Genomic DNA, 26,999 nt, shown 5'->3' on the forward strand with positions numbered 1-26,999 from the left:
ACCTACTGCAGTCTTGCGATCACGGCCACCGGACGATAGCCGTGCCGCTCCAGGAAGAGCCCGAGCTTTGCCGGATCCGGCCGGGATGGATCGCCATAGTCGCGGGCATGAATGCCGCCAGAGACATAGAGGACGTCGAAACCATTGTCGGCAGCGCCCTTGACGTCGGTCATCATGCCGTCGCCGATTGCCAGTATTCGCGAACGCTCAACCGACCGGCCGAGGATCTCGGCCACCTCCTTCATCGCGACCTCGTAAATCGGCGCATAGGGTTTTCCGGCGATCAGCGTGCGACCGCCGAGCTGCGCGTAGTCGCGCGCGAGCGCGCCGGCGCACCAGATGATCCGTTCGCCGCGTTCCACCATGATATCGGGATTGGCGCAGATGAACGGCAGGTTCCTGGCGCGCAACCGGCGCAGCAGTTCCGTATAGTCGTCAGGTTTTTCGACCTCGTCGTCGAACAGTCCGGTGCACACCACACCGGTGGCCTCGAACTCCTCGACGAGTTCGACATCGAGGCCGTCATAAAGGGTCAGATCGCGGTCGGCGCCGATGTGGAAGACCTTGCGCGGGCCCTCCGCGATCAGATCACGGGTCACGTCGCCCGAGGTCACCACACGGTCATAGGCTGATGGCGGAACGCCGATCACGCTCATCTGCGCCACGACATCGGCGCTGCGGCGCGGCGAATTGGTGATCAGAACGACAGGAGTGCCGTCCGCCCTTGCCGCTGCCAGCGCAGCCGCGGCAGCCGGAAAATGCCATTCGCCATTGTGCACCACCCCCCAGACATCGCAAAGAATTGCCGAATAGGCTTTCGAGACGTCTTCGAGCGAGCCGACGATTTCAGGCGAATCCGCCATGCCGTTTCCTTCAGTATGATCGTTGCGGTTACAGCGGCCGACGGTTCCCCGCGGCCGGTTCGAATTATCCGAACCGGCCCATGCTGTCACCAGCTTTCGCCTTGATCGGCGCGAATTGCGGCGCAAGCCGCGGCCTTGATTGGTTAGCGGTTGGTGAAGCGCCGACCAAGCAATAGAGCGGTTTCCCAAACCCGTCCTTCAGCGTTTTGTGGAAAGTTGGCGCCGGCCGAGAATCCGTCGGCGGGGGCCGCTGCAAGCATGTTTGAAATCTGGCGTCAGTTCCGCCGCGACAGGCGCGGCAACTATGCTCTCATGACGGCTGTGGCGATGGTGCCGCTGATGGGCGGCCTGGCGATCGCGGTCGATTTCACGGAAATGAACCGTGAAAAGCAGATGGTGATGAACGCGCTCGACGCCGCCAACTTCGCCACGGCCCGCCGGCTGACGGAAGGCGCCACCGACGATCAGCTGAGAGCCTACGCGCTCGACTTTTTCAACGCCAATTTGAACGACATCGATCCCGCCAGCGCGACGCTCAACGTCACCTTGCCGAGCAACACCAGTGGCGGCGGCCTGCTGACCATGACCGCCCAACTTAATTACAAACCCTATTTCTACCCCGCCTTCGCCCAGTTCGTCGGCAAATCGGCGACCGATGCCAACCAGAGGCTCAGCTTCAACGTCACCTCGCAAGTCCGGCTGAAGAACACGCTGGAGGTTGCCTTGGTGCTCGACAATTCCGGATCGATGGTCACGCCCGGCACCGGCTCAGGACAAATGCGCATCGATCTGCTCAAAACAGCGGCCAAGCAACTGGTCGACACGCTTGCCCAGCAGGCCGCGATGATCAAGCAGGTCGACAGGCCGGTGCAATTCGGCCTCGTGCCCTTTGCCGCCTCCGTCAATGTCGGCCCCGGCAACGGCAACGCCTCGTGGATGGACACCGAGGGTCTGTCGCCGGTATCGAACGAGAATTTCGACTGGTCGACGCTGAACGGGGCCAACAAATACGCCCAGCAGACCAACGGCATCTGGTACAAGCGCGGCACCGGCTGGGGAACAGAGGAAGGCCAGATGCTGACCCGGTTTTCGCTTTATCGCGACATGAAGGTCGTCACCAACCACGAGCGTATCGTCAATAGCAAGCGCGTGGTCTGCGACGCATACAATTCGAACAACACCTGCAAAAGCAGCCACAACGAATATGACTATGTCGATTCCTACGGTCCGTTCGCCAGTTGGCAAGGCTGCGTCGAGGCACGGCCCTACCCTTACAATATCAACGACGCCACGCCGTCCGGTGGCTCGGCCAACACCGGCATCGGCGTCGGCGATCCGGCAACGATGTTCGTGCCGATGTTCGCGCCCGACGAACCCGGCAATCACTGGAAACTCACCCAGGACCCCGACGAGGCCGCACCGGTAACTTATGGAGCCATCAACAGCTGGTGGAACGACGATCCATCGAGCAGCAGCGGCCAATCGCGGCTGCGCAACATGGCCAAATATTTCCAGCCGCGGCCGATCGATGCGCCGGCGCTGCCTGCCGGCAACGGGCCGAATTACAGCTGCACCACCAATCCGATCACGCCGCTGACCGATGTCAGCGTCGCCGACGGGCTCACCTCGATCAAGTCGGCGATCGACCTGATGCAGCCGAATGGCGGCACCAATGTTCCCGAGGGCATGGCCTGGGGCTGGCGGGTGGTCTCGAGCGGAGAGCCGTTCACGCAAGGGCGCCCGGAAACCGAAAGAGGCAACGACAAGGTGGTGATCGTGCTGACCGACGGCGCCAACACCTATTATACGCCATCCTCGCTGGGCTATTCCGACCCCGCCAATTCGAAATCGACCTACGCCTCCTTCGGCTACCTCAACCCCGGCTACAACGGCACCTCGGTCGGCCGCCTGTTCATGGGCACATCGAGCGCCATCGGTCAGTTCGACTATTCGAACGGCAACTACACCAATGCCCTCAACGAGCAGATGGCCACGCTCTGCAACAACGCCAAGGCAGCCAACATCATGGTGATGACGGTGGCGCTCGACCTATCGACGACCAAGGCCAGCGACAAGCTGGCGATCGATGCGCTGAAATCCTGCTCGTCGAATTCACGCTTCCGCAAGGATGCGACGGATCCGAGCAAACCGGCGAAGCTGTTCTGGAATGCGACCGGCGCCAGCCTGGCAAACGATTTCAAGGAAATCGGCAACGAGCTGTCGAACCTGCGCGTCGTCGGCTAACCCGAGTTCCTTCCCCTGGCGCAACGCCCGGCGCCGTCAAGCCCTTGCGGGCGCCTGCCGTGGCAGGCACAGATTGGCCGTTCGCATGGTCTCTCATCCATCGCGGCAGGCTGGGGAACGAACAATGCCCGATACCGCCAACCATCTCGCCTTCGCGCTGGTCTGCCTCGGCATGGTGCTGACGCCGGGTCCGAACATGATCTATCTGATCTCGCGCTCACTGTCGCAAGGGCCCAAGGCCGGACTGATCTCGCTTGGCGGCGTTGCTGTCGGATTCCTGTTCTACGTGCTGTCGGCCGCGTTCGGCATCACGGCGCTGCTGATCGCGGTGCCCTATGCCTATGATGTGCTGCGCTTTGCCGGCGTACTCTACCTCTTGTGGCTGGCCTGGCAGGCCGTAAAACCGGGCGGACGCTCGCCATTCCAGGTGCGCGACCTGCCGAAGGACCGGCCGCGCAAGCTGTTCGCCATGGGATTGATGACCAATCTGCTCAATCCCAAGGTGGCCGTTCTCTATCTGTCGCTGCTGCCGCAGTTCATCAGCCCCGGCAAGGGCCATGTCCTGTCGCAGCTTCTGGTGCTGGGCGCGACGCAGATATCGATCAGCCTCAGCGTCAACGCCGTCATCGCGCTGACGGCCGGCTCGATCGCCACCTTCCTCGCCGGACGCCCGCTGTGGCTGGTCATCCAGCGCTGGATGATGGGAACCGTGCTGACGGCGCTGGCGCTGAAGATGGCGACTGACGCGCAGCGCTGAAGCGTCACATCGGCCGGCGCGGCGGCCGGATCTGGGCCGGCTCGACCACCTTGCGGTAGAGATGCCAGGTCGCGTGGCCGAGGATCGGCATGACGACGGCGAGACCGGCAAACAGCGGGATCGAGCCGATCACCAGCAGCACCGCGACGATGAGGCCCCATAGCGTCATCTGCAGCGGATTTGCCATGACCGCGCGCGCCGAGGTCTCTATCGCCGAAACGGCGCCGACATCCCGATCGAGCAGAAGCGGAAAAGCAACGACCGTGGTCGCCAGCACGACCACCGCGAAAACCAGGCCGGCCGCGTTGCCGAGAAGGATCAGCCTCCAGCCCTTGCTGGTCGTCAGCACATCGCGCAGGAAGGCCCCGACCGAAGCCGGCGGCTCGCCGCCGAAAAGGCTGGTGTAGATCGACTGCGCCGTGAACAGCCACAACAGGAACAGCGCGAACAGCATGATTCCGATAACCGCTATCGAGGGCAGCGCCGATGAATGGCGAACATCGAGCGCATGCCGCCAGTTGGTGTTCATGCCGAGCTCGCGCCGGCGGCTGATCTCATAGAGTCCGATCGCGGCGAACGGCCCGACCAGGGCAAAGCCCGACATCAAGGGATAGACGAGCTGGATGGCGTTGGAGCCGGACGTCCACTGCGTCAGGATCAGGCCGGCGACCGGATAGATCAGGCACAGGAACACGTAATGCGAGGGCTTGGCCCAGAAGTCATCGGCGCCAAGTCTGAGCGCGTCCCAGAGGTCCGCCGTGGAAATGCGGCGGACCGCTGGTTGCACATGCATCCCGTACGCGTCCGCCATGACATGAAAGCCGGCCATAACCTTCCTCCGTTTTTCTCGGGGGGCGGTCACCGCCTAGGGTGGCTGCCCGTAGCTGCCACTTCAAGAACGCTGACATAATAGCCGATCTTCCCGGGATTGTCGCCGCGTCTCATAAGGTTTGCTGAGCGGTCATCGTCTGGCGAACCACTGAGTTCATTTTAGAATCCATGCATTTTAGCTATTGCTTAAATTACTCGTAGAGACCCAGAGCGTATCACCTGAGCTTTACAAACGTTGGCGAGGGGCGATGTTCACATTGAAGGGCTTCTGGTCTTGCGAACGCGGCAATTTCGCCATGGCGACCGCCGTAGCCTTGCTGCCGATAATGGCTGTCGTCGCCGGCACCCTCGACCTGACGGGCACGAGCGATGACGCCGCGCAACTGCAGAACTCGCTGGACGCGGCTGGCCTTGCCGTCGGCACCAAATACCTGCCCAGCATGAGCGCGAACGATGTCCAGGGGCTTGGGCTGACATTCTTCGCAGCCAATTTGAGCATTGCCGACCAGCAGGAATATTCAGACAGCGTTTCCGCCTTTTCGGCCACCGCCAGCGGCGATCCGAGCGCCTATTACATCTCGCTGTCGTCCGGCATCAACCGTCCGAGCTTCATCAACGGCGCTGCCCCCTGGCCAGCTCACCGGTCGGCGACGGTCAAGATGCACCCGGGCGCCCAGGCCTGCGTGCTGGCGCTCGATCCGCATGCGTCGGCGGCGGTGAGCCTACAAGGCTCGACCGATGTCGCCATGAGCAACTGCGTGATCGCGGCAAACTCGGACGCGTCCGATGCCGTCAGCAGGGGCGGTTCCGCGCAGGTCTCGGCGGGCTGCGTATCGGCCGTCGGTGGCACTTCCGGGCTTTCTCCGCCCGCTGCCAATCTCACCTGCGGCACGCCGCTCGAACATCAATATGCGTCCTTCGATCCCCTGGCCGACATCGTCCCTCCCCCCTACACACTTTGCCTGCCGGTGCCGAACGGCAAAACCTACACGCTGTCGCCCGGCACCTATTGCGACAAGACATTGTCAGGAAACATCACGTTCAACCCGGGCGTCTACATCTTGCGCGGCGTCACCCTGAAGCCGGGCGGGAATGGCAGCCTGAGCGGCCAGGGCGTAACCATATTCCTCACGGAAGGGGCACAGATCATCATAAATGCCAATGAAAAGGTGAACCTTTCCCCGCCCACCAGCGGACCTTACGCCGGCATCACCATCTTCCAGAGCCGCGGGAACGTTTCGGCCTTGACCCTGAATGGCGGCGCAAATTCCGTGATTAGCGGATTCGTCTATGCGCCTGACGCGGCCGTTTCGTTTGCCGGCAATTCGGACATGAGTGGTCAGGGGGACTGCCTGAGGCTTGTTGGCTTGACCGTGCAGATGACAGGCAACTCTTCCATCAAGACCGACTGCACGGCGGTGTTCGGAAATCGAGAGATGTACTCCAGCCGCCTCATCACGCTTGTGAACTAGGGGCCGCTTCGATCGAGATTTTTCACCGCCTGCCCGGCAAAAGCCATGATCGGGACCGAGTCAGGCACGCATGACCACTTCGAAAATCGATTGCGATCAGATCGCGAACTTGAACAGGCGCACCTGGCTCAAGGCGGCTGGGCTCAAGGCGGCTGGCTTGGCGGCCTTGCTTGGGCTTGCCGCCTGCAGCACCGTCTCGCTGCCGACAGGGCAAGGCGCCGGGGTTTCCTCCTCGGCAACCGGCACGCTGGCAAGCCTGCGCGCCACGGCCGGGCGCGGCCCGCTGACCCCGGACGCGCAGTTGGAGCAAGCAGCATTGCAGCAGGCCGGCTACATGGCGCAGCGTGAAAACATGAGCCACACCACCGGCTGGGGCAAGGATTTCGCCTCGCGCATGAGGGACAATGGCGTGCACGGTGCCGCGGCCGAGAACATCGCGGCCGGCCGTTTCGACCAACAGAAGCTGTTCGATATCTGGATGCATTCGCAGGGACACCGGCGCAACATACTCGATCCGGACTTCAACCGCTTCGGACTTGCCTATGTCCGTGACGGCCGCGACCCCAACCTGCGCTACTGGTCGCTGGTGCTCGGCAGGTAGCAAAGACATCGCCGGCAGCGGACATCCGCTGACGAGCAGCCGCTACATCAGTCCATATGAGCGGCAGGCGCGCCGCCGGCCGGCGCTGTTTTCGGCTTGCGCAGCAGGAAGACGAACGGGATGGCGGCCAGCGTCATGATCATCAGGATTTTGAAGTCGTTGACGTAGGAGATCATCATCGCTTGCAGATTGACCATGCGGTCGACCTGCGACAGTGCCGTCGGGTCGCCGCCGGCGGCCGCCGGCGAGACCGCCCAGAGATTGGGATTGAACGGGTTGATGAAGGTTGAAAGCTCGGCGTGATTGATCTGGGTGTTGCGCACCAGCAGCACGGTCACGACCGACACGCCGATCGACGAGCCAAGATTTCGCACCAGGCTGAACAGCGAGGTTGCATCGGTGCGGTAGCGGGCGTCGAGCGTGGCGAAGGCAACGGTCGACAGCGGCACGAACACCATGCCCATGCCCAGGCCCTGGATCACGCCGGAGCTGAGGATCAGCCAGTTATCCATCTGCGGGGTGAAGCTTGCCATGGTGTAGAGCGACTGCGCGGTCAGGAGGAAACCGATGACGACGAGAATCCTGGCATCGACCTTGCCCATGATGCGCCCGACGACGAGCATGGAAATCATGGTTCCGACACCGCGCGGCCCGATGACGATGCCGATGGTGACGGTCGGATAGCCGAAGATGGTCGACAGCATCGGCGGCAGCAGCGACATCGAAGCCAGGATCAGCACGCCCATGACAAAGATGAACGCCAGCCCGGTGACGAAGTTGCGATCGAGAAAAATCTTCGGATCTATGAAGGGATGTTCCGATGTCATCGTGTGGATGATGAACACCCAGAAGCCGGTGAGCGAAAGACCAAGCTCGATCCAGATCTCAACCGAGGAAAACCAGTCGACCTCGCCACCGCGATCGAGCATCAGCTGCAGGGCGCCGACACCGAGCGATATCATGGCAAAGCCGAAGAAATCGAAGCTGCGCACCCGCCGGGCAACCGCCGGCAGATAGGCCGCCATGCCAAGAAAGGCGACGATGCCGACCGGCAGGTTGATGAAGAACACCCAGCGCCAGTTGAAATTCTCGGTCAGCCAGCCGCCGAGCGTGGGGCCGAGGATTGGTCCCAGCATGATGCCGGCGCCCCATATGGCCATCGCCTGACCATGGCGCTCCTTGGGGTTGATGTCGAGCAGGAAGGTCTGCGACAGCGGCACGATCGCGGCGCCGAACACACCTTGCATCAGCCGGAAAAGCACGATGGTTTCCAGGCTCCACGCCAAGCCGCACAACATCGAGAAGATGGTGAAGCCGACCACCGCCGTCAGGAACAGTTCCTTGCGGCCGAAACGGTCGGCGAGCCAGCCGGTGACAGGCGTCATGATGGCGGCGGCGACGATGTAGGAGGTCAGCACCCAGTTGATGTTGTCGGGCGAGGCGCCGAGATCGCCGGTCATGGTCGGCAGCGCGACGTTGGCGATGGTGGTGTCGAGCGCCTGCATGATCGTCGCCAGCATGAGCGCGACCGTGATCAGGCCACGATGCGGCACTTCTTTGAACGGTTCGGACGTGCTCATGGCGCAGAACTTCCAGAAGGTAACAGAAACGTGTACAACGGGTTTCCGGGCGGCAAAGCCTTCCGTTGAGAGACCTTCGTCGCGGTGGGACGCGATTATCGATGTGGGGGTTACATCGACTGAAAGTCTCTGATGAGCGGATGCCTGCCGCCCGGAAACCTGAGGACCGACAGGTCCGTGTCGAAGATTTCAGATTTTGGACGGCTGCCACGCGGCTCGGCCCAAACGCTGATCCTTCCCACCCCTCCCGTCAGACCAATCCTTCAACTCGCTTTCACCCGCCTGGTCTTCGCGGGCTTCTGCCGACTACTTCGCGGGCTCGCCGGCCGTAGCGTGACCGAAGATCGACGGCCAGCCACGCGCGACGCCCGTATCGACGGTAACAGAGGCGCTCATGCCGGTGCGCAGCGCCATTTTGGCGTCGGGGTCGGTCAGTTCCAGGCGCACCGGGATGCGCTGGGTGACCTTGACCCAGTTGCCGGTGGCGTTCTGGGCGGGCAGCAGCGAGAAGTCCGCGCCGGTGCCGGCACCGATAGCCCTGACCGTCGCCTCGAAGGTCCTGCCCGGATAGGTATCGACCACGATCTCCGCCTTCTGGCCCGGCTTCATGTTGGTCAGTTGGGTTTCCTTGAAATTGGCGTCGACCCAGGTGTCGCCGGTCTCGACCAACGCAAACAACGGTGTGCCGGAGCCGACATACTGGCCGACCTTGAAGGACGCGGCTTGATAGACGACACCATCGGCAGGCGCCTTCACGGTGGTCTGCTCCAGATCATAGGCTGCCTTGTCGCGCGCCGCGAGCGCCGACATCACCGTCGGGTGCTTGTCGGTTTCGATGTCGGGGTTGCCGCCGAGTGCCGCCTTGGCGCTGATGATGCCTTGCTCGGCAACAGCCAGTTGCTGCCTGGCTTTGTCGAGATCGTTCTTGGCCTGATCCAGCGACGACTTGGCGTTGATGCCCTTCTGGGCAAGATCGGCGGCGCGATCGAATTGCGACTGCGCATAGTCGACCTCGCTGGCAGCGGACTTCTGCTGCGACAGCGCCTGGCTATAGGCCGCGCGCAACTGCTCGACATTGAGGCGCGCGGTAGCAACCGCGGCGTCCGCCTGGGCGAGCGCGATCCGGTAGGGTTCGGGGTCGATGGCGAACAGGAGATCGCCCTGCTTGACCGTCTGGTTGTCCGTTATGGCGACCTGGACGATACGACCGGCCGTATCAGAGGCGATCGACACCTTGGCCTGCTGCAGATTGGCGTTTTCCGTTTCCTGGTAGCGCCCGCCCGTCACCCAGACATAGCCGCCGCCGATGATCAATGCCGCCGGCAAGGCGAACATCAAAAAGAAGCGGCCGAAGCGGCGCTTCTTCTTCGGCGCCGGCGCGGGTTGCACTGGAGGAGCGACCGCGACCGGGGTTGATGCCGGCTGGACCGGCGCTTCCATCTCCACCTTGGGAGCGTTTTCTTCTACCTTGGCTACCGCGTTCATGCTGCCGCACCTTCCGCACTCTTGATCTTTTCAAGCGACGAAGCTTCGCTGTCCGTCAGATTTTGCACGATTACATCCAGCGCCCGGATCAGGATGCGCCGGTCTTCCGGCGAAACGCCGCTGAGCGATTCCTCATAGACCTCGCCAGCAAGGCTCTTGACGTCCGCATAGGCCGCATTCGCCTTCTCGGTCGGGAAGATCATGCGCACGCGCCGGTCGGTCGCGTCGGAGCGGCGTTCGATCCAGCCGCCCTCCTCCATCCGATCGACCAGGCGTGAAACGCTGATCGGCTCGATTTCGAGCAGTTCGGCGAGCCGCGCCTGTGCAACGCCCGCCTCCTTGGCAACGCGGACCAGAAGCCGCCATTGCGCCGAAGACAGGCCGAGCCCGCTGGCGCGCGCCTCGAAGCGCTTGCGCATCAGGCGTTGCACGTCGTGGATCAAAAATCCCAATCTATCGATGCCATCTGAAACCATGAGCGATACATATAATAAGCGTGCTTACTATTCAAGATGCCACTTTGCTATGAAAGCCGGCAAATGCGGATGGCGGACACAGGCGTGTGGTCAGTCACTGTCGCGCGCGACCAGTTCCAGCGGCCAGACCTCCCTGATGGTCTGCGGCCCCGTGGGCCCGGCGAAAGCCGGCAGCGAGGCGAGCAGGATTTCGCCGAGCCGCCGTCCCATCGGCTCCAATGCCGGGCGGAAAGCGGTCAGCGCCGGGGAGAAATAGCGGCAGAGCGGCGTATCGACGATGACCATCACCGCGATGCCCTGACCGGGCATGATCCCCATCTCGGCAAGCGCCTTGCAGCCGCCGAGCGCCATCGCGTCATTGTTGAAGATGATCGCTGTCGGCGGATCCTTCGAGCGCATGACTTGCGGCGTCACCGCGTAGCCGCCGGCTTCGTTGATGAAGCCGTCGGCGATCAGTTCGGGATCGATGTGGATGCCGTGCCGCCGCAGCGCCTTGCGATAGCCGTCAAGAAACAGATAGCCGAAGTTGAGGTCGAGTGACGGCCGGATGGCGGCGATGCGGCGGTGGCCGCGTGCAACCAGGCGGTCGACTGCGTCGGCGCCCGCCTTCTCGAAATCGAGGTCGAGCGAGGGATAGGTCTCGTCACCGGACTGGCTTCGGCCGAGCGTCGCAAAGGGAAAGCCGGCCCTGCTGAGATAGTCGATGCGATCGTCCTCACGCCGGGTCCAGGCCAGCAACACGGCATCGGCGCGGCGTGTCTCGACGACCCGTCGCAGGCGCTCCTGCTGATAGTCGGCGGGCGCGCCCATGACGATGATCAGGTCGAGCCCGTGCTCGGCCAGTGCCGCTTGCAGCCCGCTCAGGAACGGAATGAAAAACGGCTCGCCATATTGCTGATCACCCGGGTGGGGCTGCAGCATGAACGCGACGGCATGCGTGGTGCCCCGGCGCAGGTTCCTGCCCGACTGGTTGGGTGAATAGTTGAGTAGGCGCGCCGCATCGAGCACGCGCTGCCGCGTCTCGGCATTGACATCGGCGCGCCCATTGAGCGCCCGCGACACCGTGCCGATCGAAATATTCAAATGACGCGCAAGATCGTGAATGCTGGATGCCAAGACCAATCCCCTTCCGTTCCCGCTAACATTAGCGGACCTTGCGGCCAAGGCCACTCAGACGAACGACCACAAATCCGGTTGACATTCTACGCCTTCGGGTGTGTCATCGTAAACGTTTACGGAAGAACCGTGAATGCCAACCGGGAGGGGTTGGCGGAGGAGCGCCGGATGCTGCATGTCGTCCTGGTCGGGTGCGGAGCCATGAGCAAAACATGGCTCGAGGCCGCCCGTCAGTCCCCTGAAATCAGGATTGCCGGTCTCGTCGACCTCGACGCCGACAGGGCACGCGAGCGAGCCCGCGAATACGACGTTGCCGGGGCCGCGATCGGCACCGATCTCGACGTCATTCTGGATCAGACCAAAGCCGATGCGGTATTCGATGTGGTCGTTCCGGCCGCCCGCCGCGAGGTGGCCAATTCGGCCTTTGCCCATCACTGTCACCTGCTGACGGAAAAGCCCCTCGCCGACAGTCCGGCCAACGCCCGCGCCATCGTCGACGCCGCGCGGCGCGCCGGCCGCGTCCACGCCGTCGTTCAGAACCGCCGCTATGTCGCCAATGTCCGGCGCATCCGCCGCTTTCTGGATTCAGGCGCCATCGGCGCGCCGACCAGCATCCACGCGGATTTTTTCGTGGCGCCGCACTTTGGCGGTTTTCGCGAAGAGATGCGCCACGTGCTGTTGCTCGACATGGCGATCCACACCTTCGATGCCGCTCGCTACATGGTCAACGGCGAACCGGCCGATGTCTATTGCCAGGAATGGGAGCCGGCCAATTCCTGGTATCGGCAAGGGTCGTCGGCAAGCGCCACTTTCGGGCTCGGCCGAAACAGGATGTTCACCTATCGGGGCAGCTGGTGCGCCGACGGCTTTCGCACCAGTTGGGAGGGCAGCTGGCGTATCGTCGGTGAGCGCGGCAGCCTGATCTGGGACGGCCATGACGAGGTGAAGGCGGAAGTCGTGCTGCCGGAGCGCGAAGGCCTGATCGACAAGGTCGGGCTGGTGACGGTGCCTCCCCTCGATCCGTCCGACCGTATCGGCGGGCATCTCGGCGTCATTGCCGACTTCGTGCAAGCCGTGGAAACCGGCACCGCGCCGGAGACACGGGGCTCGGACAACATCAAGAGCCTGGCCATGGTCTTCGCGGCGATCCAGAGCGCCGAGACCGGTCGTCGCGTGAACATCGCATCGCAGGAAGGATGACCATGCCGAACCCGCTTCTCGACATCAGGATCGGCACCATGGTGCGGGCCAATCTCGAAGACCCGGCCGCCTATATCAGGCAAATCCTGCCGCTCGGCTTCGAGAGCATCCAGCCTTTTTTCTGGCAGACGCTCGGCGGCAAGGATCTGCCGCGGCTCGCCGGAGAGATTGAAGAGGCGATCGGCGATGCCGACGTCACCGTCAGTTCGATCGGCGTGTTCGGCAATCCGCTCGAGAGCGGCGACACCGACCGCGGCGTGCTCGATGCCTGGAAAACGGTCATCGACAACGCCCATCTGTTCGGCACCAGGCTGGTCAGCGGTTTTACCGGCCGCATCCGCGGGAAACCGCTGACCGACAGCCTGCCGCGCTATCGCGAGGTCTGGGGCGAACTGGCCAGACGCGCCGCCGACAAGGGCGTGCGCATCGCCTTCGAGAATTGCGCCATGGACGGCAATTGGGCCGGCGGAGACTGGAACATCGCCCACAATCCGGATGCCTGGGAGCTGATGTTCAACGAATTGCCCAACGACAATCTCGGTCTCGAATGGGAGCCCTGCCACCAACTCGTCTACCTGATCGATCCGATGCCGCAGATCCGCAAATGGGCGCATCGCATCTTTCATGTCCACGGCAAGGACGCCACGGTGCGCTGGGACGTCATCCGCGAGCACGGCGTGTTCGGCCGCCTGCCCTTCGTGCAGATGCGCACGCCCGGCTTCGGCGACAGCGACTGGTCCCGGGTGATCAGTGAACTGAGGCTGGCCGGGTACAAGGGCGCCATCGACATCGAAGGCTGGCACGACCCGGTCTATCGCGGCGACCTCGAGATCACGGGGCAGGCACGCGCCCTGGAGTATCTCAAACTATGCCGGGGAGGTGCGAGCTACCTGCCAAATCCGGCGTGAGGATCGGTCGGCGGGAGGAGCCGGCCGCAAGTGGCATTGCCAAAGCAATCGTTCAAAGGCCCCTCGGCTGACGAGGAAAACAATGGGAGGAACGTGCATGAGCATCGCGATCAGGACGACACTTCTGCGCACGGCCGTCGTGGCGGCGGCCACCGCGCTTACCGCCACAATCTTCACCTTGCCGGCGCAGGCGCTCGACGCCCAATGGTGCAAGGACGTCCACATCCGCTTCTTCGTCGGCGGCGCCGAGGGCGACGCCTTCGGCACCATCGTCTACAATGGCGCCAAGCAGGCGGCGGCAGATCTCGGACCCAAGGTCGACTACATCTTCTCCCAGTGGGACGCGGAGAAGATGGTGCAGCAATTGCGCGAAGCGGTCGCGGTCAAGCCCCAGGGCATCGCCATGATGGGCCATCCGGGCGACGCCGCGATCATGCCGCTCGCCGACGAGGCCCATAAGGAGGGCATCAAGATGATGTACCAGAACGTCCCGGTGCCGAAAGTGACGGCGGCGTTCGGTGGCGGCTATATCGGCGCGCAGCAGGAACAGCAGGGCAGCGCACTTGGCGCCGAAGCGTTCAAGCTCGGTAAGCTGAAGGCCGGCGACAAGGCGATCATGATCGGCCCGTTCGAGAACGAGAGCCGCGGCGCACGCGAGCGCGGCACGGTGGCGGCCTTGAAGGAGGCGGGCGTCGAAGTCATCCAGCTGTCGTCGCCGCCGAGCGGCGAATGGGCTTCCGACCCCAATCTGGCGATACCGGTGCTTACGGCAGCGCTGCTCAACAATCCTGATGTCAAGGCCGTCGGCTATCCCGGCGGACAGATGCTCGGCAATGTCGCCACCTACATGCAGGCAGCTGGCAGAAAGCCCGGCGATATCTTCAACTTCGGCTTCGACACCAGCCCGCAGATCGTCGAGGGCTTCAAGGGCGGCTGGGTGCAACTGACGGCCGACCAGCAGCCATTCCTGCAGGGCTATCTGCCGATCCTCAGCCTGTGCCAGCAGGTGGTGCTGGGTCTGGCGCCGATGAACGTCGACACCGGCGCCGGTTTCGTCACGCCCGAAAATTACGAGATCGTCGCAGAACTCGCCAAGCAGGCGCTGCGCTGACCTCCCAAGCCGCCGGCCGGGATCAGGCCCCGGCCGGCGGGGCCGCTGGCGAGAAGGCTGGCGCCAGACAATCAAGCGAGGATGCTATGGCCGAACGTCTCATAGAACTGCGCGATATCGCTAAGTCCTACGGCCATGTCTACGCACTTGGCGGGGTCAATCTCAGCGTCGATCGCGGCGAGGTGGTCGGCCTCATCGGCGACAACGGCGCCGGCAAGTCGACGCTGATCAAGATCCTCTCCGGTGTGGTCAAGCCGACCAGCGGCGAGATCCTCATCCGCGGCAAGCCGGTGACCGGATGGAATGCGGCACGTTCGCGCGAGGCCGGCATCGAAACGGTGTTCCAGGACCGGGCGCTGGCCGTGCAGCAGACGATCGTCCGCAACATCTTCATGGGCCGCGAACTCACCGGCCCTTTCGGCTGGCTGAAGGTGGGCAAGGAAATCGAGGAAGCGAGCCGGCTGATGCGCGAGATCGGCTTCACCTCGAAAGTGTTCACGCCGCATTCGATCGTCGGCCAGCTTTCGGGCGGTGAACGCCAGGGCGTGGCGATCGCGCGCGCCATCTACAAGCAGGCGGAACTGATCGTCCTCGACGAGCCGACGACGGCGCTGTCTCTGACCGAGACCGCCAAGGTCTTCCATTTCGTGCGCCAGGTGCGGGCGAGCGGCCGCTCGATCCTGTTCATCGGCCATAACATCCATCATGTCTTCGACATCGCCGATCGCTTCGTGGTGCTGGATCGCGGCAAGGTCGCGCTCACCGCCGATCGCAGCGAGGTCAAGTCGGCCGAAGACCTCATCAACTTCATGGAAGACGTCGCGCATCCGGGCGGGTTGGCCGGGCTGCAAGACACCGGCGACGCGGAGCAGAGAGCACGATGAGCAAGACCATGGAGCCCGATCTGCACGAGCCGTCGGCCGGCATTTCCCGCCAAGGCAGTTCCCAGAACGAGTGGAAGCACCCGTCCGATCACTGGATGCGCGGCTTCATCCTTGACAACCGCGCTTCGCTTGGGACGCTCGGCGTGTTCGTCGTCATGATGGCGGTCTTCATGATCGCCAACCCGACGGTCTTCACAACTTGGTATCTCTACAGCGCCGTGCTCACCACGCTTCCCGTGGCGCTGTTCGTGGTCGTGCCGCTGGTCTTCGTTGTCACCTGCGGCGAGATCGACCTGTCGTTTCCCGCGACGATGGGTTTTGCCTCCTGGGTCTTCGCGCTGGTGGTGCAGGCGGGCTACGATCCGTTCCTCGGCATTGCGGCGGCGCTGGTCACCGGCACGCTGCTCGGCTTCCTCGTCGGGTCGCTGGTGGTCTATGGCGGGCTGTCGTCGCTGATCGCCACGCTCGGCATGAATTTCCTGCTGCGCGGCCTGATCCAGATCATCAATGAGGGCAGATCGACTTCGCTGACCAGCCTTGCCGACAGCTGGGCCTACAGGATCTTCTCCAGCCAGGTCCTGGGCATTCCGGTGCAGATCTTCTGGGCCATCGCCTTCGTCGTCCTTTCGGCGATGCTCTACAACCGCCACCGCTTCGGCGCGCAGGTGAAGGTGGTCGGTGACAATCCCGACAGTGCCCAGCAGATGGGCATCGATGTCAAGCGCGTGCGGGTGAAAGTGTTCGTCTTCGTCGGCATCGGGGCCGCGATCGCCGGCACGTTCTCGGTAATGATCAACTTCACCTGGTGGCCAACCGCCGGCGACGGTTATCTCTTGCCGGTGCTGGCCTCGGTGTTCGTCGGCGGCACGCCGACCTGGGGTGGCATCGGCACCGTGGCCGGCGGCGCGATCGGCGCCGTCACGGTGTCGTTTATCCAAACTGGCGTCGTGGCGGCTGGGCTCAGCGGCTTCTACGTCCAGTTCTTCAACGGGCTGATCATCATCCTTTCGCTGCTTGGCCACAAATGGAATCAGGCGCGCTACCGCTGAACCAGTCGGCCGTTCAACGGCGATTTGCCGGTCATCCGAGCCAACGATAGACGACGGGCCGCGCGGACGACACCGCGCGGGCCCGATCGCCTATTTGCGCGATGCGCAATTTCGATCAAGCTGGCCGGGCAACGAGGCGCCAGAGTGAGGACGCCACATGCGAGGAACACATGAACCCGACCGAGAAGGCGCTATGGTTTGTCGAAAGCCACCTGCCGGAGGCTGTTACGCTCGACGACGTGGCCCAAAGCAGCGGCGTATCGCGCTTTCATGTGACGCGCGCCTTCGGCGCCGCCACCGGCCGCTCCGTCATGGGTTACATGCGCTCGCGCCGGCTGACCGAGGCGGCGCGGAGGCTCGCCGGCGGGGCGCCCGACATTCTGTGCGTCGCGCTCGACGCCGGCTACAACTCGCATGAGGCATTCACCCGGGCCTTCCGCGACCAGTTCGGCACCACGCCGGAACTGGTGCGCGCGCAAGGTTCGACTGAGACCCTCGACCTCGTGGAGCCCATCCTGATGGACAATTCGCTTTTGACCACACTTGAACCACCGCGCTTCGAGACCAGCCGGCCATTCCTCATCGCCGGACTGGGCGAGCGCTACAGTTGTGAGTCCAGCGCCGGCATTCCAATGCAATGGCAGCGCTTCGCTCCCCATATCGGCCACATCCCCGGGCAAGTGGCCGGCGTTTTCTACGGCGTCTGCCTCAATGGCGACGATGCCGGCAATTTCGATTATGTCGTCGGCGTCGAGGTGCGCGACTTCGCCGATCTGCCGAAGGAGTTCCAACGGGTGCGGGTGCCGGCGCAGAGATACGCCGTTTTCACGCATCGCGAACACATCTCGACCATCCGGCGAACGATCAATACGATCTGGAACAGCTGGCTGCCGGCATCCGGCCATGAGGTTGCCGATGCGCCGGAATTCGAGCGCTACGGGCCTGAATTCGATGCCCACACCGGCAATGGCGGGCTGGAGATCTGGGTGCCGGTCAAGGCATGACGCGCCGCTACAGCTCCAGTTCCCAGTTCTGGCCGACCAGATCCTTGCCGAAGGAATGGTGAGGCTCTTCCTCGATCAGCCTGAAACCGGCCGCCTGGTAGATGTGCCGGGCGGCGGTCAGAATATCGTTGGTCCATAGGGTCAGCGTCCTGTACCCTCTGGCGCGGGCAAAGCCGATGCATTCCTCGACCAGGCGCTTGCCGATGCCGAGACCCCGCGCCGAAGGTTCGACATAGAGCAGCCTGAGCTTGGCCACCTGATCCGACTTGCGCACGACGAAGACCGAGCCGACGACCTCGCCTTCGCGCTCGGCGATCCAGCCGCGCTCCCATTTCGGCTCGTAGGATTTCACGAACGCCGCGAGGATTTCGGCGACCAGCGCCTCATAGGTTTCGTCCCAGCCATAATCCTGCGCGTAGAGCATGCCTTGCCGGCGGATGATCCAGCCGATGTCGCCGACCTGCGGCGGCCGCAGCAGATAAGGGATTTTGGGCTCGGCATCGTCATCCAGCAGACGCTGCACCGTGCGCATGGACTTGACCAGACGCTCCTGTTCCGACGCAGGCAGACGATCGAGCAGCGCCGCAACCTGGTCGTGCGAACCCTGGTTCAGCGGCGCGAAGGCGTTCCTGCCCGCCGGCGTCAGCGCGATCGACGATTGCCGAGCGTCCGAAGCCAGCGTGGCCCTGGAGATGAGGTGAAGGCGCTCGAATTTCTTCAGCAAACGGCTGACATAGCCGGCGTCGAGACCGAGATCGCGCCCGAGATCGGTCGCGGTCAGTCCGTCACGATGCGCCAGTTCGTAGAGCACGCGTGCCTCGGTCAGCGAGAAGGCGCTCTTCAGCAGCCCTTCATCGAGCAGTCCGATCTGGCGGGTGTAGAAGCGGTTGAACGCCCGCACCGCATCGATCAGGCCCTTGTTGGGCGCAGCCTTGTCTGGCTGATGGTGGATTGTCATTCGAGTCATCTCCTGCTGGCACAGGATCGAGCATTTACTTGACAGAGTCAAGTATTAGGGAAGGCGCCCGAGATGCTTACAGCATCGGCAACACCGGCCAGCGGTCGACGATCCTGCCACCGGAAAGCACCGGGATCGGTCCGAACTGCTGCAGCACGGCCTCGCTCTGCGTCGGCCGCAGGAACGCATAGTCACCGGGACTGACGACGGCCTTGGCGGGCAGACCCATGAATTGCTGGTTGGAAGACAGGCCAAGCAGGCCGTTTGTCGTCATGCAGTCGGGAAACACCGGTTCGGCCATCCACTTGCCGCCATAGAGATAGCAGCCCTTGCGCGGAAACCGGCCCAGCGCCTGCAGCAGGCGCGAGACCGCCGGCGGGCCAGGCAGCATCGGCTCGACCACTTTCAGGATTGGCGTCGCGATGAAGGCCGCCGGCTGGAAGCCCTCAAGGCCGGGCGTGTCGAAATCGACGGGCAGCACGAAGGCCGAGCCCATCGACACTTCATTGGCAATGCCGCCATGATGAAGCAGCGCGGTCTTGCTGCCGCCAATGTTCAGGACATGGCGCTGGTCGGCGCCGAGGCGCGCGACGAAAGCGGCGGCCTGTTCGGAGGCTTGCGCCAACGCCTTGGCCGGTCCACCGAACAGGCCGGGTATGTGCGGCGCATGCGCCTCATAGGCCATGACGCCTTCGCAGCGCAGCCCTTTGTGGGTAGGCAGCGCATTCAGCGCCCGCGACAGGGCCGCCGGTTCGGCAAAGCCGCCGCGATGCAGTCCGACATCGATTTCGAAAGCGATGCGCAATTCGGCGCCGAGTTCGTCGGCGAGCGCGCCATATTCCGCCAGTCTCTCCTGTGTATCGATCAGCCAGCAGACCCGCGACCAAGCCACGTCGCCTCTGCAAAGCACCGCCCTGGCCGCGCCAACCGGCATCGGTTTGCCGTACAGCAGATCCGCATCCGGGAACGCCTTAAGCACCGCCTCGGTGATCGGCGGATGGAAGGTCATGAGGCGGTGGGTTCCAAGCGCCTTGCCGATATGGGAGAGCAGCGGGAGGCAAGCGAGCGACTTGTCGACCAAACGGACGGCAAGACTGGGGTCAAGCCGCTTCTTCACCAGGGCAATGTTGCCATCCAGCCGATCGAGGTCGAGCAGCAGGCAGGGTTGGAAAATGTCCGCCTCTCTCAGCGCATCCGAAAGCGTGGCGAAATACGCCTTCATGGCTGGATGCCGAAAGAACTGGGTTCGATGCCGAACAGGTCGGCCATATAGGGCGAGACGAAGCGGTTTTGCGGATCGATGTCGCGGCGCACCGCCATCGCATCGTCCCAGCGCGGATAGAGCTTTTTCAGGTCGGCCGCTTTCAGGCTGTGCATCTTGCCCCAGTGCGGCCTGCCGCCATATCCGCGGAAGATCGGCTCGGCCGCGCGCATGAACGGCAACGGATCGTTCGCCGCGTCATGGTGGATGGCGATGGAACAGGTGAGCCTTTTGTGGAAAGGGGAGAGCCAGAATTCATCCGATGCCACCGACCGCACTTCCATCGGGAAATAGACTTCCGGAAAATGCTTCTCGGTCAGTTCGATGATCTCGGCCAGCGCCTTCGGCCCCTCCTCGAACGGAAGGTGATATTCCATTTCGTTGAACCTGGTCTGCCGGTCGCTGGCATAGACGTTGAGCCAGTCCTGCACGTAATCCTCGGCCGGCACCTTGGCGACCGCGCCCAGGATCAGCCTGCGGCGCAGCGACGGCAGCCAGGCAAGCCCGGTGCGCAGGCGGCGCAGCGTGCGCAGGGAGCCCTCGTCATCGTCGGTCGGGCGCGGGGTGGTCGCCTCGGTGCTGAAGTCGCTGGCGATGAACTGCGCGTAGCCTGAAAATGGGATGTAGTAGAATTCGGCCGACCTGTGCTCGCTCATCATCGTTTCGAAATCGCGCAGCATGTCGGCTATCGGCAGCACCCATTTGCGGCGCCGCAGCCGGTAGGTCGCGATGTTGTTCAACGTCACTTCGCTGAGCACACCGAAGGCGCCAAGCGCAACGCCGATCGCATGGATCGTTTCCTGATCCCCTTCCCGCTTGAAGTCGCGGACCTTGCCAAGCCCGTCGACGATCTGCACCGTTTCCAGCTGTGTGTGATACGCGCCCAGCGTGGGCCCTGAGCCATGGGTGGCCGTGCCCAGCGCGCCGCCAATCGCCTGGCGGTCGATGTCGCCCATATTGGGCAGGCCCTGGCCGATGCCTTGCAGCATGTGCATGAGCGGACCAAGCCGCGTCCCTGCCCGCACACGCGCCTGATGTTTTTTCGCGTCATGCGCGACCAGCCCTTCCAGCTTCTCCAGCGACAGGATGGTGCCTTGGGACTTCACCAATGGCGTGAAGGAGTGACCGGCGCCGACGACGCGGACCGGGCCGGGTGCGGTGCGAATGAGATCGCCGAGTTCGCCGGCATCGGCCGGACTGGCAAGCAGCCGCGGTTCGGCGGTGAGAAAGCCGGACCAGTTCCTCCAGCTGTTCGACATGGTGCTCACGCAATCGCGCGGCGACGCCGCGCCGCCAGGACAAACAGGCCGAGCAACGCCACGCTGGCGACAGCGCTTGCGGCGGCGAACTCGGGAACCGGGCGAAACTCCTTGCCGTCGATGAGCAGCGACGCCGCGACCGGTCCGATCGCCAGGCCGAAAAGCTGGGCGGCCGGCACCAGCAGCACGGCGGTGCGGGTCTCGTCGGCGGTGATCGCCAGCCGGATCTGGTAGGGCACGATGAACAGCAGGATAAAACCCATGATCAGGGCGACGACCCAGAACATCGTGAGGCCGGGCCCGCTGGCAAGCACGAGCGAGGCGACAAGCGCGGCGAGGCCGATCGCCGTGATGGCAAGGCGATAGTCGATGCGCGCCTCGAACACGGTCGCCGTCATCGCGCCCAGCACCTGCGCCGCGAGGCTGGCCGAGACGATCAGCCCGACGGTGCGGCCATCGATGCCGAATTGGGCGCCAAGCGGCTCCAGAAAGGCCCATACGGCGCCGAAGAACATGAAGTAGCAGAAGACCGACAACAGCGCGGTGATCGAGGGAACCGTCAGCACATTGGCGAGGTTTTCGTCCTTCGGCAGATCGGCATAATCGGCAGGGACAGCAAAGGCGACCACCAGCGACGCGACGCAGACGACGGCAAGAACGAGGAAGCCGCCAGCCGACCCGGCGGCTGGAATGACATAGAGCGCCAGCACCAGGGCAAGAGCGCATTGCGCCAGGGTCTGCATGGTGACGAAATAGCCGCCGATGCGTTCGGCGCGCCGCGAACGGGCAATCAGTTCGGTGGCGACCGCGACAAGGCCGCCTTCGGCAAGGCCGGCCAGCGCGCGGGCCGCCATCAGCGTGTGGGCGCCGGCGGCATAGGCGGTCCACACATTGGCCAGCGCCAAGAGCAGCAGGAGGACGGCACTTTTCCAGCGCATGTTGTGGGCGGAAAGCAGCATCGCGACGATCGCCGAACCAATCGCGATGGCGATCATCTCGGCGGTGGCGACCAACGCCAGTTCGTCGCCGCTGACTTGGCCCTCGGTATAGAGGGCGCCGAGCAGGACGGGCTGCAGACCGAGAATGAGCAGGCCGACCGACCCGATCCACAGGGCCGAGGCGAGCTGCCCGCCGCTGGGATTGCCGACCAGCCAGTCGCCTTCGCCCTGAAGATCAGCGCTTGTCGAAGCCATAGGCCCCTCCCAACGTCCTTGCCGCACGGCAAAAAAACTGACAGTCTGTCAGCATTCCAGAAACTGATACTTGATCATATTTCTTGTCAACCGGAATTTGGGAACTCGTGCGAAAGATCGGTGCATGACGCAAGCAGGTCGAACGATCACCGAGCCCAGGCGCAGGCCCAAGCAGGAGCGCAGCCGCGAGCGCATCGACGCCATCCTGTCGACCACCATGCGGCTGATCGGCGAGAAGGGCATCGACGCCGTCACCATGAAGGAGGTCGGCATGCTGGCGGGCGGGCCGATCGCCACCGTCTACCACTACTTCCCCAACAAGTCGGCGATCCTGGCGATGCTCTATGAGCGATTCTCGGAGGTCAGCCGGTCGCGATTGACGGCGATCGTCGCCGATGTCCGCGAAGCCAAGGACGTCATCGCCGCGTCCGACCGGCTGCTTGACGACTACCTCAGCCGGGTCGCCGGCGATCCGGCCATCCAGGATCTGCAGAACGCCATCCAGGCCGACAAGGCGCTGAAGAATCTCGACATCGCCGAAACCCGGCATCAGGCCAAGATGTTCTGCGACCACGTCATCGCCTTGCTCGAGCCGGAAAAGCACGAGCAATTCGAACGCATGGTTCTGCTGATCTTCCAGCTCGCCGGCGGCGTTGTGCGCCTGGCGCTTGCGCAGGGCGAAGCGGAAAGCCGCCGGACCATCGAGGATTACCGATCGATCATCCACACCCAGTTGCGGCTGTTTCTTTAGCGACCGGCAACCGGGGACCTATCTCGCCCGGCGGATGAGGCCTTCGAAACCATCGGCCAGGTCGGAAGCGCCCGCCGCGAACATCTTCACCAGGTTCTGCGGGCGGCCGGGCGTCTTGTTGGCATCGAGGAGAACAGCCCTGCCCTCATGCATGACGAAATCGAATTTCCCATAGTCGAAGCCGAGTTCACGCCGCCGTTCGCGCAGTTCGTCGGGAACAGCGGCGGGCTCGCGCCGGATCGTTTCCGATGCCTTGACCAGGCTGTTTGGCGAGACGTAGCGGGTGCAGCGCTCGCGCTCTCCGCAAAACACCCAGAAGCGCACCGCAAAGCCGTCAGGTTCTTTTTCCGGGATGAACTTTTCCACGACCAGATCATCGCGATCGAGGACGCCATCGGGAACGTCGTCCCGGGATTGGTAGACCTCGTAGGACGGCATGGCTGGCACGTGCGCAAAGGGTGCCGGTTGGCCGGCACGCCTCGACCGCCGATTGAGCCGTGTCTCCGGAATGCCCTGGTTGTTGAGATTGCTTTTGACGATGACCGGGCCCAGCCAGCCGTCGCCCTCGGCCAGAAGCGCTCCGCTTACCCGCCGTTTCGATATGTCGGCGGCCCCGACATTGAGGCATAAGGGAAAACTCCGCGCATATTCGAGATAATCTGCCGGTGTCGTTGTCGCATCGACGTGCAGAACCGCGACATCGGCGCTGGATTGTCCGGAGAGGCCAGGCTGAATCCGGACCGAATGGCCCCGCCTCTTCAGGTCCTCGAGAATATCGAAAAGCATGTAACGGCTATTCCGGCGCAGCAGAAGGCCGCGGCGACCCAGAAACCGGTCATGCTCATGCGTTATGACAATGATGCGCGCCACCAGCTAACCCCTTGGCTTCCATCCCCACTTCCATTAAGCGGCTCTAATCAATCAATGCCAGACTTTCCTGGGCTCCAACGGGTCTGCATGACGAATCATTGGGACAGTTATCATCGGCACTGGAAGCTCCTGGACGCCCCGCTCCGGCCGACGCCGGAAACCGTCGGCATATTCGAGCGCGAACTCGATCTCGGAAATGCCGATGTACTTCTGCTTGGGGTGACACCTGAACTGGCGGTTCTAGGCAGATCGATGTTGGCGATCGATCAATCGGCTGCCATGATTTCCGGCGTATGGGCCGGCGACAACACCTCGCGAAGGGCGATGGCCGGCAACTGGCTTGACCTCCCGGTCGAGCGGGAATGTTTCGACGCGGTCATCGGCGACGGCTGCCTGTCGGCGGTCGATACCAAGGCCGCGCGCGGTTCGCTGTTCGGTGAAATCGCAAGGGTGCTAAAGCCTGGCCGGCGTGCGGCGATCCGCGTGTTTGCTCGGCCGGAAACCGCGGATGACCTGCGCGGCATCGAAGCTCTGGTCCTGGCCGGCGGAATCGAGAATTTCCACGCGCTCAAATGGCGGATAGCCATGGCGTGCACGACCGGCGACTGCGACAGCAGCGTCGATGTGCAAGCAATCCGTGCGGCATTCGACAAGCTGTTTCCGAATCGGGAGGCCCTTGCCGCATGCACCGGATGGAGTATGGCATCCATCAACACGATCGACGTCTATGCGGGCTCCGAAACGAAGTACAGCTTCGCGACGCTGGCCATGCTGGAGGATGAGGCGCGCGGTTGGTTCGACCAGGTGCGCGTCGTGCCAAGCGGCAGTTATCCCCTGGCGGAACGTTGTCCGCTCCTGGTGCTCGGTTCGGCCAAGCTTCGATAAGTCATCGCCATCCTACCAAGAGGCGCTCCGCGCGCCTTGACTCTGGCAGGTCGGCGGCCTATTTCAGCGCCACGTTAGCACTCGCCTTTGGTGAGTGCTAACTATGTGTCCGGCGCCGCCGGACGGAGGAACTGTTTCTCACCGTTCTCATCGAGGAAGAAAAAATGGCAAAGTCGAAGTTCCGCCCGCTTCATGACCGCGTGGTCGTTCGCCGGGTCGAATCCGAATCCAAGACCGCTGGCGGGATCATCATCCCGGATACGGCGAAGGAAAAGCCGCAGGAAGGCGAGATCATCGCCGTCGGCTCCGGCGCTCGTGACGAAGCTGGCAAGCTGGTCCCGCTGGACGTCAAGGCCGGCGACCGCATCCTGTTCGGCAAGTGGTCGGGCACCGAAGTCAAGCTCAATGGCGAAGACCTTCTGATCATGAAGGAATCCGACATCATGGGCATCATCGGCTGATTATCGGCCTCACCCTCAACTTGAATTTTTCGGGCTCTATCCGAGCCCCTGCCAGGAGCTAAAACATGGCTGCCAAAGACGTAAAATTCTCTCGCGATGCCCGTGAGCGCATGCTGCGCGGCGTCAACATCCTCGCCGACGCGGTGAAGGTCACGCTCGGTCCCAAGGGCCGCAACGTCGTCATCGACAAGTCGTTCGGCGCCCCGCGCATCACCAAGGACGGCGTCACCGTCGCCAAGGAAATCGAGCTTGAAGATAAGTTCGAGAACATGGGCGCGCAGATGGTCCGCGAAGTTGCTTCGAAGACCAACGACATCGCCGGCGACGGCACCACGACCGCGACCGTTTTGGCGCAGTCGATCGTCCAGGAAGGCCACAAGTCGGTTGCGGCCGGCATGAACCCGATGGACCTGAAGCGCGGCATCGATCTGGCCGTCACCGAAGTGGTCGCTGCTCTCGGCAAGGCCGCCAAGAAGATCAAGACCTCCGAGGAAGTTGCCCAGGTCGGCACGATCTCGGCCAATGGCGACGAGTCGGTCGGCAAGATGATCGCGGAAGCGATGCAGAAGGTCGGCAACGAAGGCGTCATCACGGTTGAGGAAGCCAAGACCGCCGAGACCGAACTCGAAGTCGTCGAAGGCATGCAGTTCGACCGCGGCTATCTCTCGCCCTATTTCGTGACCAACGCCGACAAGATGGTTGCCGAGCTGGAGGACGTCTACATCCTCCTGCACGAGAAGAAGCTCTCCAACCTGCAGGCGATGCTGCCGGTCCTCGAAGCCGTCGTGCAGACCTCGAAGCCGTTGCTCATCATCTCGGAAGACGTCGAAGGCGAGGCGCTCGCCACGCTGGTCGTCAACAAGCTGCGTGGTGGCCTGAAGATCGCCGCCGTCAAGGCGCCGGGCTTCGGTGATCGCCGCAAGGCCATGCTGGAAGACATCGCCATCCTGACCGGTGGCCAGGTCATTTCGGAAGACCTCGGCATCAAGCTCGAGAATGTCGGCCTCAACATGCTCGGCCGCGCCAAGAAGGTGTCGATCTCCAAGGAGAACACCACCATCGTCGACGGCGCCGGCAAGAAAGCCGAGATCCAGGGCCGCGTCGCCCAGATCAAGCAGCAGATCGAGGAGACCACCTCGGACTACGACAAGGAGAAGCTGCAGGAACGTCTGGCGAAGCTCGCCGGCGGCGTTGCGGTGATCCGCGTCGGCGGTGCGACGGAAGTCGAAGTCAAGGAAAAGAAGGACCGCGTCGATGACGCCCTCAACGCGACCCGCGCGGCCGTGGAAGAAGGCATCGTTGCTGGCGGTGGCGTTGCCCTGCTGCGCGCTTCGGCCAACATCAAGGTGACAGGCGTCAACGCCGACCAGGCCGCCGGGATCAACATCGTTCGTCGTGCGCTGCAGGCTCCGGCCCGCCAGATCGCGGCCAACGCTGGTGCGGAAGCCTCGATCGTTGCCGGCAAGATCCTTGAGAACAAGGGCGCGACCTTCGGCTACAACGCCCAGACCGGCGAATATGGCGACATGATCGTCATGGGTATCGTCGATCCGGTCAAGGTCGTGCGCACGGCCCTCCAGGACGCGGCCTCGGTCGCCGGCCTGCTCGTCACCACCGAAGCCATGATCGCCGAAGCTCCGAAGAAGGATTCGGCTGGCGGCGGCATGCCTGGCGGCATGGGCGGCGGCGGCATGGGCGGCATGGGCGGCATGGACTTCTAAGAAGTCCATAAAGCACGCCCATGAATCCAAGTTGCTCAAGCCCGCAAGCGGGCTTGAGT

At 63.3% G+C, this 26,999-nt stretch carries 25 protein-coding genes; 14 read left to right on the top strand and 11 right to left on the bottom strand.

Features of this window, described 5'->3' with window-relative positions:
• Positions 1–2 precede the first annotated feature (2 nt).
• Positions 3–863, bottom strand: coding sequence for a TIGR01459 family HAD-type hydrolase (locus tag FJ543_RS07180; RefSeq protein ID WP_140720939.1), 861 nt, complete (start codon positions 861–863; stop codon positions 3–5).
• Positions 864–1,121: 258 nt separating this feature from the next.
• Between FJ543_RS07180 and FJ543_RS07185 the strand changes: the two genes are divergently transcribed.
• Both FJ543_RS07185 and FJ543_RS07190 read left to right on the top strand, forming a co-directional pair.
• Complete coding sequence (locus FJ543_RS07185) at positions 1,122–3,107, top strand: TadE/TadG family type IV pilus assembly protein (protein ID WP_181166517.1); 1,986 nt, start codon at positions 1,122–1,124, stop codon at positions 3,105–3,107.
• A 124-nt stretch (positions 3,108–3,231) separates the two neighbouring features.
• Positions 3,232–3,864: a LysE family translocator gene (locus FJ543_RS07190; protein ID WP_015318367.1), complete on the top strand. Its 633-nt coding sequence runs from the start codon at positions 3,232–3,234 to the stop codon at positions 3,862–3,864.
• A 4-nt stretch (positions 3,865–3,868) separates the two neighbouring features.
• Here FJ543_RS07190 and FJ543_RS07195 read toward each other — a convergent pair whose 3' ends face one another.
• Positions 3,869–4,693: a DUF2189 domain-containing protein gene (locus tag FJ543_RS07195; RefSeq protein WP_140874387.1), complete on the bottom strand. Its 825-nt coding sequence runs from the start codon at positions 4,691–4,693 to the stop codon at positions 3,869–3,871.
• Between the two features lie 250 nt (positions 4,694–4,943).
• Here FJ543_RS07195 and FJ543_RS07200 point away from each other — a divergent pair, with 250 nt between their 5' ends.
• Both FJ543_RS07200 and FJ543_RS07205 read left to right on the top strand, forming a co-directional pair.
• Entirely contained in the window at positions 4,944–6,167 is a 1,224-nt protein-coding gene (locus FJ543_RS07200) for a pilus assembly protein TadG-related protein (RefSeq protein ID WP_140617257.1), read from the top strand.
• A gap of 70 nt (positions 6,168–6,237) precedes the next feature.
• Positions 6,238–6,768 (top strand): CAP domain-containing protein, encoded by a 531-nt coding sequence (locus tag FJ543_RS07205; RefSeq protein WP_181171209.1) that lies wholly within the window; start codon positions 6,238–6,240, stop codon positions 6,766–6,768.
• A 47-nt stretch (positions 6,769–6,815) separates the two neighbouring features.
• Here the strand turns inward: FJ543_RS07205 and FJ543_RS07210 are convergent, their stop codons facing one another.
• The 4 genes from FJ543_RS07210 to FJ543_RS07225 form a co-directional block, all read right to left on the bottom strand.
• A complete protein-coding gene (locus tag FJ543_RS07210) occupies positions 6,816–8,348 on the bottom strand; it encodes a DHA2 family efflux MFS transporter permease subunit (protein ID WP_015318371.1) in 1,533 nt (510 codons plus the stop codon).
• Between the two features lie 306 nt (positions 8,349–8,654).
• On the bottom strand, positions 8,655–9,833 hold the full coding sequence (locus tag FJ543_RS07215) for an HlyD family secretion protein (RefSeq protein WP_140874389.1): 1,179 nt from the start codon (positions 9,831–9,833) through the stop codon (positions 8,655–8,657).
• Positions 9,830–10,309 (bottom strand): MarR family transcriptional regulator, encoded by a 480-nt coding sequence (locus FJ543_RS07220; protein WP_015318373.1) that lies wholly within the window; start codon positions 10,307–10,309, stop codon positions 9,830–9,832. The genes FJ543_RS07215 and FJ543_RS07220 overlap by 4 nt, the downstream gene beginning before the upstream one ends.
• Before the next feature lie 90 nt (positions 10,310–10,399).
• Positions 10,400–11,425, bottom strand: a complete 1,026-nt coding sequence (locus FJ543_RS07225; protein WP_140661873.1) for a LacI family DNA-binding transcriptional regulator — start codon at positions 11,423–11,425, stop codon at positions 10,400–10,402.
• 168 nt (positions 11,426–11,593) lie between these two features.
• Here FJ543_RS07225 and FJ543_RS07230 point away from each other — a divergent pair, with 168 nt between their 5' ends.
• The 6 genes from FJ543_RS07230 (at position 11,594) to FJ543_RS07255 (ending at position 17,581) form a co-directional block, all read left to right on the top strand.
• Positions 11,594–12,625 (top strand): Gfo/Idh/MocA family oxidoreductase, encoded by a 1,032-nt coding sequence (locus tag FJ543_RS07230; protein WP_140874391.1) that lies wholly within the window; start codon positions 11,594–11,596, stop codon positions 12,623–12,625.
• 2 nt (positions 12,626–12,627) lie between these two features.
• A complete protein-coding gene (locus tag FJ543_RS07235; RefSeq protein WP_210243699.1) occupies positions 12,628–13,533 on the top strand; it encodes a sugar phosphate isomerase/epimerase in 906 nt (301 codons plus the stop codon).
• 97 nt (positions 13,534–13,630) lie between these two features.
• On the top strand, positions 13,631–14,644 hold the full coding sequence (locus FJ543_RS07240) for a substrate-binding domain-containing protein (protein ID WP_140874395.1): 1,014 nt from the start codon (positions 13,631–13,633) through the stop codon (positions 14,642–14,644).
• An 86-nt stretch (positions 14,645–14,730) separates the two neighbouring features.
• Positions 14,731–15,528: an ATP-binding cassette domain-containing protein gene (locus tag FJ543_RS07245; protein WP_140793605.1), complete on the top strand. Its 798-nt coding sequence runs from the start codon at positions 14,731–14,733 to the stop codon at positions 15,526–15,528.
• A complete protein-coding gene (locus FJ543_RS07250) occupies positions 15,525–16,577 on the top strand; it encodes an ABC transporter permease (protein ID WP_140661869.1) in 1,053 nt (350 codons plus the stop codon). The genes FJ543_RS07245 and FJ543_RS07250 overlap by 4 nt, the downstream gene beginning before the upstream one ends.
• Positions 16,578–16,747: 170 nt before the next feature.
• Positions 16,748–17,581 carry an AraC family transcriptional regulator gene (locus FJ543_RS07255; RefSeq protein ID WP_140661868.1) on the top strand — a complete coding sequence of 278 codons (834 nt, stop codon included), beginning with the start codon at positions 16,748–16,750 and terminating at the stop codon, positions 17,579–17,581.
• 7 nt (positions 17,582–17,588) lie between these two features.
• Here FJ543_RS07255 and FJ543_RS07260 read toward each other — a convergent pair whose 3' ends face one another.
• From FJ543_RS07260 to FJ543_RS07275, 4 genes are all read right to left on the bottom strand, one after another.
• Positions 17,589–18,539 (bottom strand): helix-turn-helix domain-containing GNAT family N-acetyltransferase, encoded by a 951-nt coding sequence (locus FJ543_RS07260; RefSeq protein ID WP_140874397.1) that lies wholly within the window; start codon positions 18,537–18,539, stop codon positions 17,589–17,591.
• Positions 18,540–18,615: 76 nt separating this feature from the next.
• Positions 18,616–19,761: an alanine racemase gene (locus FJ543_RS07265; protein WP_140874399.1), complete on the bottom strand. Its 1,146-nt coding sequence runs from the start codon at positions 19,759–19,761 to the stop codon at positions 18,616–18,618.
• A complete protein-coding gene (locus FJ543_RS07270; RefSeq protein ID WP_140874401.1) occupies positions 19,758–21,059 on the bottom strand; it encodes a D-arabinono-1,4-lactone oxidase in 1,302 nt (433 codons plus the stop codon). Before FJ543_RS07270 ends, FJ543_RS07265 begins: the two co-directional genes overlap by 4 nt.
• 5 nt (positions 21,060–21,064) lie before the next feature.
• Complete coding sequence (locus tag FJ543_RS07275; RefSeq protein WP_140874403.1) at positions 21,065–22,252, bottom strand: MFS transporter; 1,188 nt, start codon at positions 22,250–22,252, stop codon at positions 21,065–21,067.
• Between the two features lie 124 nt (positions 22,253–22,376).
• Here FJ543_RS07275 and FJ543_RS07280 point away from each other — a divergent pair, with 124 nt between their 5' ends.
• Entirely contained in the window at positions 22,377–23,003 is a 627-nt protein-coding gene (locus FJ543_RS07280) for a TetR/AcrR family transcriptional regulator (RefSeq protein WP_140874405.1), read from the top strand.
• An 18-nt stretch (positions 23,004–23,021) separates the two neighbouring features.
• On the opposite strand, the gene FJ543_RS07285 is transcribed toward FJ543_RS07280, so the two are convergent.
• Positions 23,022–23,789 (bottom strand): hypothetical protein, encoded by a 768-nt coding sequence (locus FJ543_RS07285; protein WP_246677827.1) that lies wholly within the window; start codon positions 23,787–23,789, stop codon positions 23,022–23,024.
• Between FJ543_RS07285 and FJ543_RS07290 the strand changes: the two genes are divergently transcribed.
• From FJ543_RS07290 to groL, 3 genes are all read left to right on the top strand, one after another.
• On the top strand, positions 23,748–24,758 hold the full coding sequence (locus FJ543_RS07290) for a class I SAM-dependent methyltransferase (RefSeq protein ID WP_246678824.1): 1,011 nt from the start codon (positions 23,748–23,750) through the stop codon (positions 24,756–24,758). The two genes, FJ543_RS07285 and FJ543_RS07290, sit on opposite strands and share 42 nt — an antisense overlap.
• Positions 24,759–24,922: 164 nt before the next feature.
• The gene (gene groES / locus FJ543_RS07295; RefSeq protein WP_006203049.1) at positions 24,923–25,219 is read left to right on the top strand and encodes a co-chaperone GroES; all 297 of its coding nucleotides are present in this window, start codon (positions 24,923–24,925) and stop codon (positions 25,217–25,219) included.
• A 65-nt stretch (positions 25,220–25,284) separates the two neighbouring features.
• Complete coding sequence (gene groL / locus FJ543_RS07300; protein WP_015318388.1) at positions 25,285–26,940, top strand: chaperonin GroEL; 1,656 nt, start codon at positions 25,285–25,287, stop codon at positions 26,938–26,940.
• The last annotated feature ends 59 nt before the right edge of the window (positions 26,941–26,999 follow it).

Source organism: Mesorhizobium sp. B2-5-7 (assembly GCF_006440875.1).
Taxonomy (GTDB): domain Bacteria; phylum Pseudomonadota; class Alphaproteobacteria; order Rhizobiales; family Rhizobiaceae; genus Mesorhizobium; species Mesorhizobium australicum.

What these genes read in the sequence shown, in the direction of transcription:
- FJ543_RS07180 (WP_140720939.1), bottom strand. Translation starts at nt 863, where the DNA reads ATGGCGGATTCGCCTGAAATCGTCGGCTCGCTCGAAGACGTCTCGAAA.
- FJ543_RS07185 (WP_181166517.1), top strand. Translation starts at nt 1,122, where the DNA reads ATGTTTGAAATCTGGCGTCAGTTCCGCCGCGACAGGCGCGGCAACTAT.
- FJ543_RS07190 (WP_015318367.1), top strand. Translation starts at nt 3,232, where the DNA reads ATGCCCGATACCGCCAACCATCTCGCCTTCGCGCTGGTCTGCCTCGGC.
- FJ543_RS07195 (WP_140874387.1), bottom strand. Translation starts at nt 4,693, where the DNA reads ATGGCCGGCTTTCATGTCATGGCGGACGCGTACGGGATGCATGTGCAA.
- FJ543_RS07200 (WP_140617257.1), top strand. Translation starts at nt 4,944, where the DNA reads ATGTTCACATTGAAGGGCTTCTGGTCTTGCGAACGCGGCAATTTCGCC.
- FJ543_RS07205 (WP_181171209.1), top strand. Translation starts at nt 6,238, where the DNA reads ATGACCACTTCGAAAATCGATTGCGATCAGATCGCGAACTTGAACAGG.
- FJ543_RS07210 (WP_015318371.1), bottom strand. Translation starts at nt 8,348, where the DNA reads ATGAGCACGTCCGAACCGTTCAAAGAAGTGCCGCATCGTGGCCTGATC.
- FJ543_RS07215 (WP_140874389.1), bottom strand. Translation starts at nt 9,833, where the DNA reads ATGAACGCGGTAGCCAAGGTAGAAGAAAACGCTCCCAAGGTGGAGATG.
- FJ543_RS07220 (WP_015318373.1), bottom strand. Translation starts at nt 10,309, where the DNA reads ATGGTTTCAGATGGCATCGATAGATTGGGATTTTTGATCCACGACGTG.
- FJ543_RS07230 (WP_140874391.1), top strand. Translation starts at nt 11,594, where the DNA reads ATGCTGCATGTCGTCCTGGTCGGGTGCGGAGCCATGAGCAAAACATGG.
- FJ543_RS07235 (WP_210243699.1), top strand. Translation starts at nt 12,628, where the DNA reads ATGCCGAACCCGCTTCTCGACATCAGGATCGGCACCATGGTGCGGGCC.
- FJ543_RS07240 (WP_140874395.1), top strand. Translation starts at nt 13,631, where the DNA reads ATGAGCATCGCGATCAGGACGACACTTCTGCGCACGGCCGTCGTGGCG.
- FJ543_RS07245 (WP_140793605.1), top strand. Translation starts at nt 14,731, where the DNA reads ATGGCCGAACGTCTCATAGAACTGCGCGATATCGCTAAGTCCTACGGC.
- FJ543_RS07250 (WP_140661869.1), top strand. Translation starts at nt 15,525, where the DNA reads ATGAGCAAGACCATGGAGCCCGATCTGCACGAGCCGTCGGCCGGCATT.
- FJ543_RS07255 (WP_140661868.1), top strand. Translation starts at nt 16,748, where the DNA reads ATGAACCCGACCGAGAAGGCGCTATGGTTTGTCGAAAGCCACCTGCCG.
- FJ543_RS07260 (WP_140874397.1), bottom strand. Translation starts at nt 18,539, where the DNA reads ATGACAATCCACCATCAGCCAGACAAGGCTGCGCCCAACAAGGGCCTG.
- FJ543_RS07265 (WP_140874399.1), bottom strand. Translation starts at nt 19,761, where the DNA reads ATGAAGGCGTATTTCGCCACGCTTTCGGATGCGCTGAGAGAGGCGGAC.
- FJ543_RS07270 (WP_140874401.1), bottom strand. Translation starts at nt 21,059, where the DNA reads ATGTCGAACAGCTGGAGGAACTGGTCCGGCTTTCTCACCGCCGAACCG.
- FJ543_RS07275 (WP_140874403.1), bottom strand. Translation starts at nt 22,252, where the DNA reads ATGGCTTCGACAAGCGCTGATCTTCAGGGCGAAGGCGACTGGCTGGTC.
- FJ543_RS07280 (WP_140874405.1), top strand. Translation starts at nt 22,377, where the DNA reads ATGACGCAAGCAGGTCGAACGATCACCGAGCCCAGGCGCAGGCCCAAG.
- FJ543_RS07290 (WP_246678824.1), top strand. Translation starts at nt 23,748, where the DNA reads ATGGCCCCGCCTCTTCAGGTCCTCGAGAATATCGAAAAGCATGTAACG.
- FJ543_RS07285 (WP_246677827.1), bottom strand. Translation starts at nt 23,789, where the DNA reads ATGCTTTTCGATATTCTCGAGGACCTGAAGAGGCGGGGCCATTCGGTC.
- groES (WP_006203049.1), top strand. Translation starts at nt 24,923, where the DNA reads ATGGCAAAGTCGAAGTTCCGCCCGCTTCATGACCGCGTGGTCGTTCGC.
- groL (WP_015318388.1), top strand. Translation starts at nt 25,285, where the DNA reads ATGGCTGCCAAAGACGTAAAATTCTCTCGCGATGCCCGTGAGCGCATG.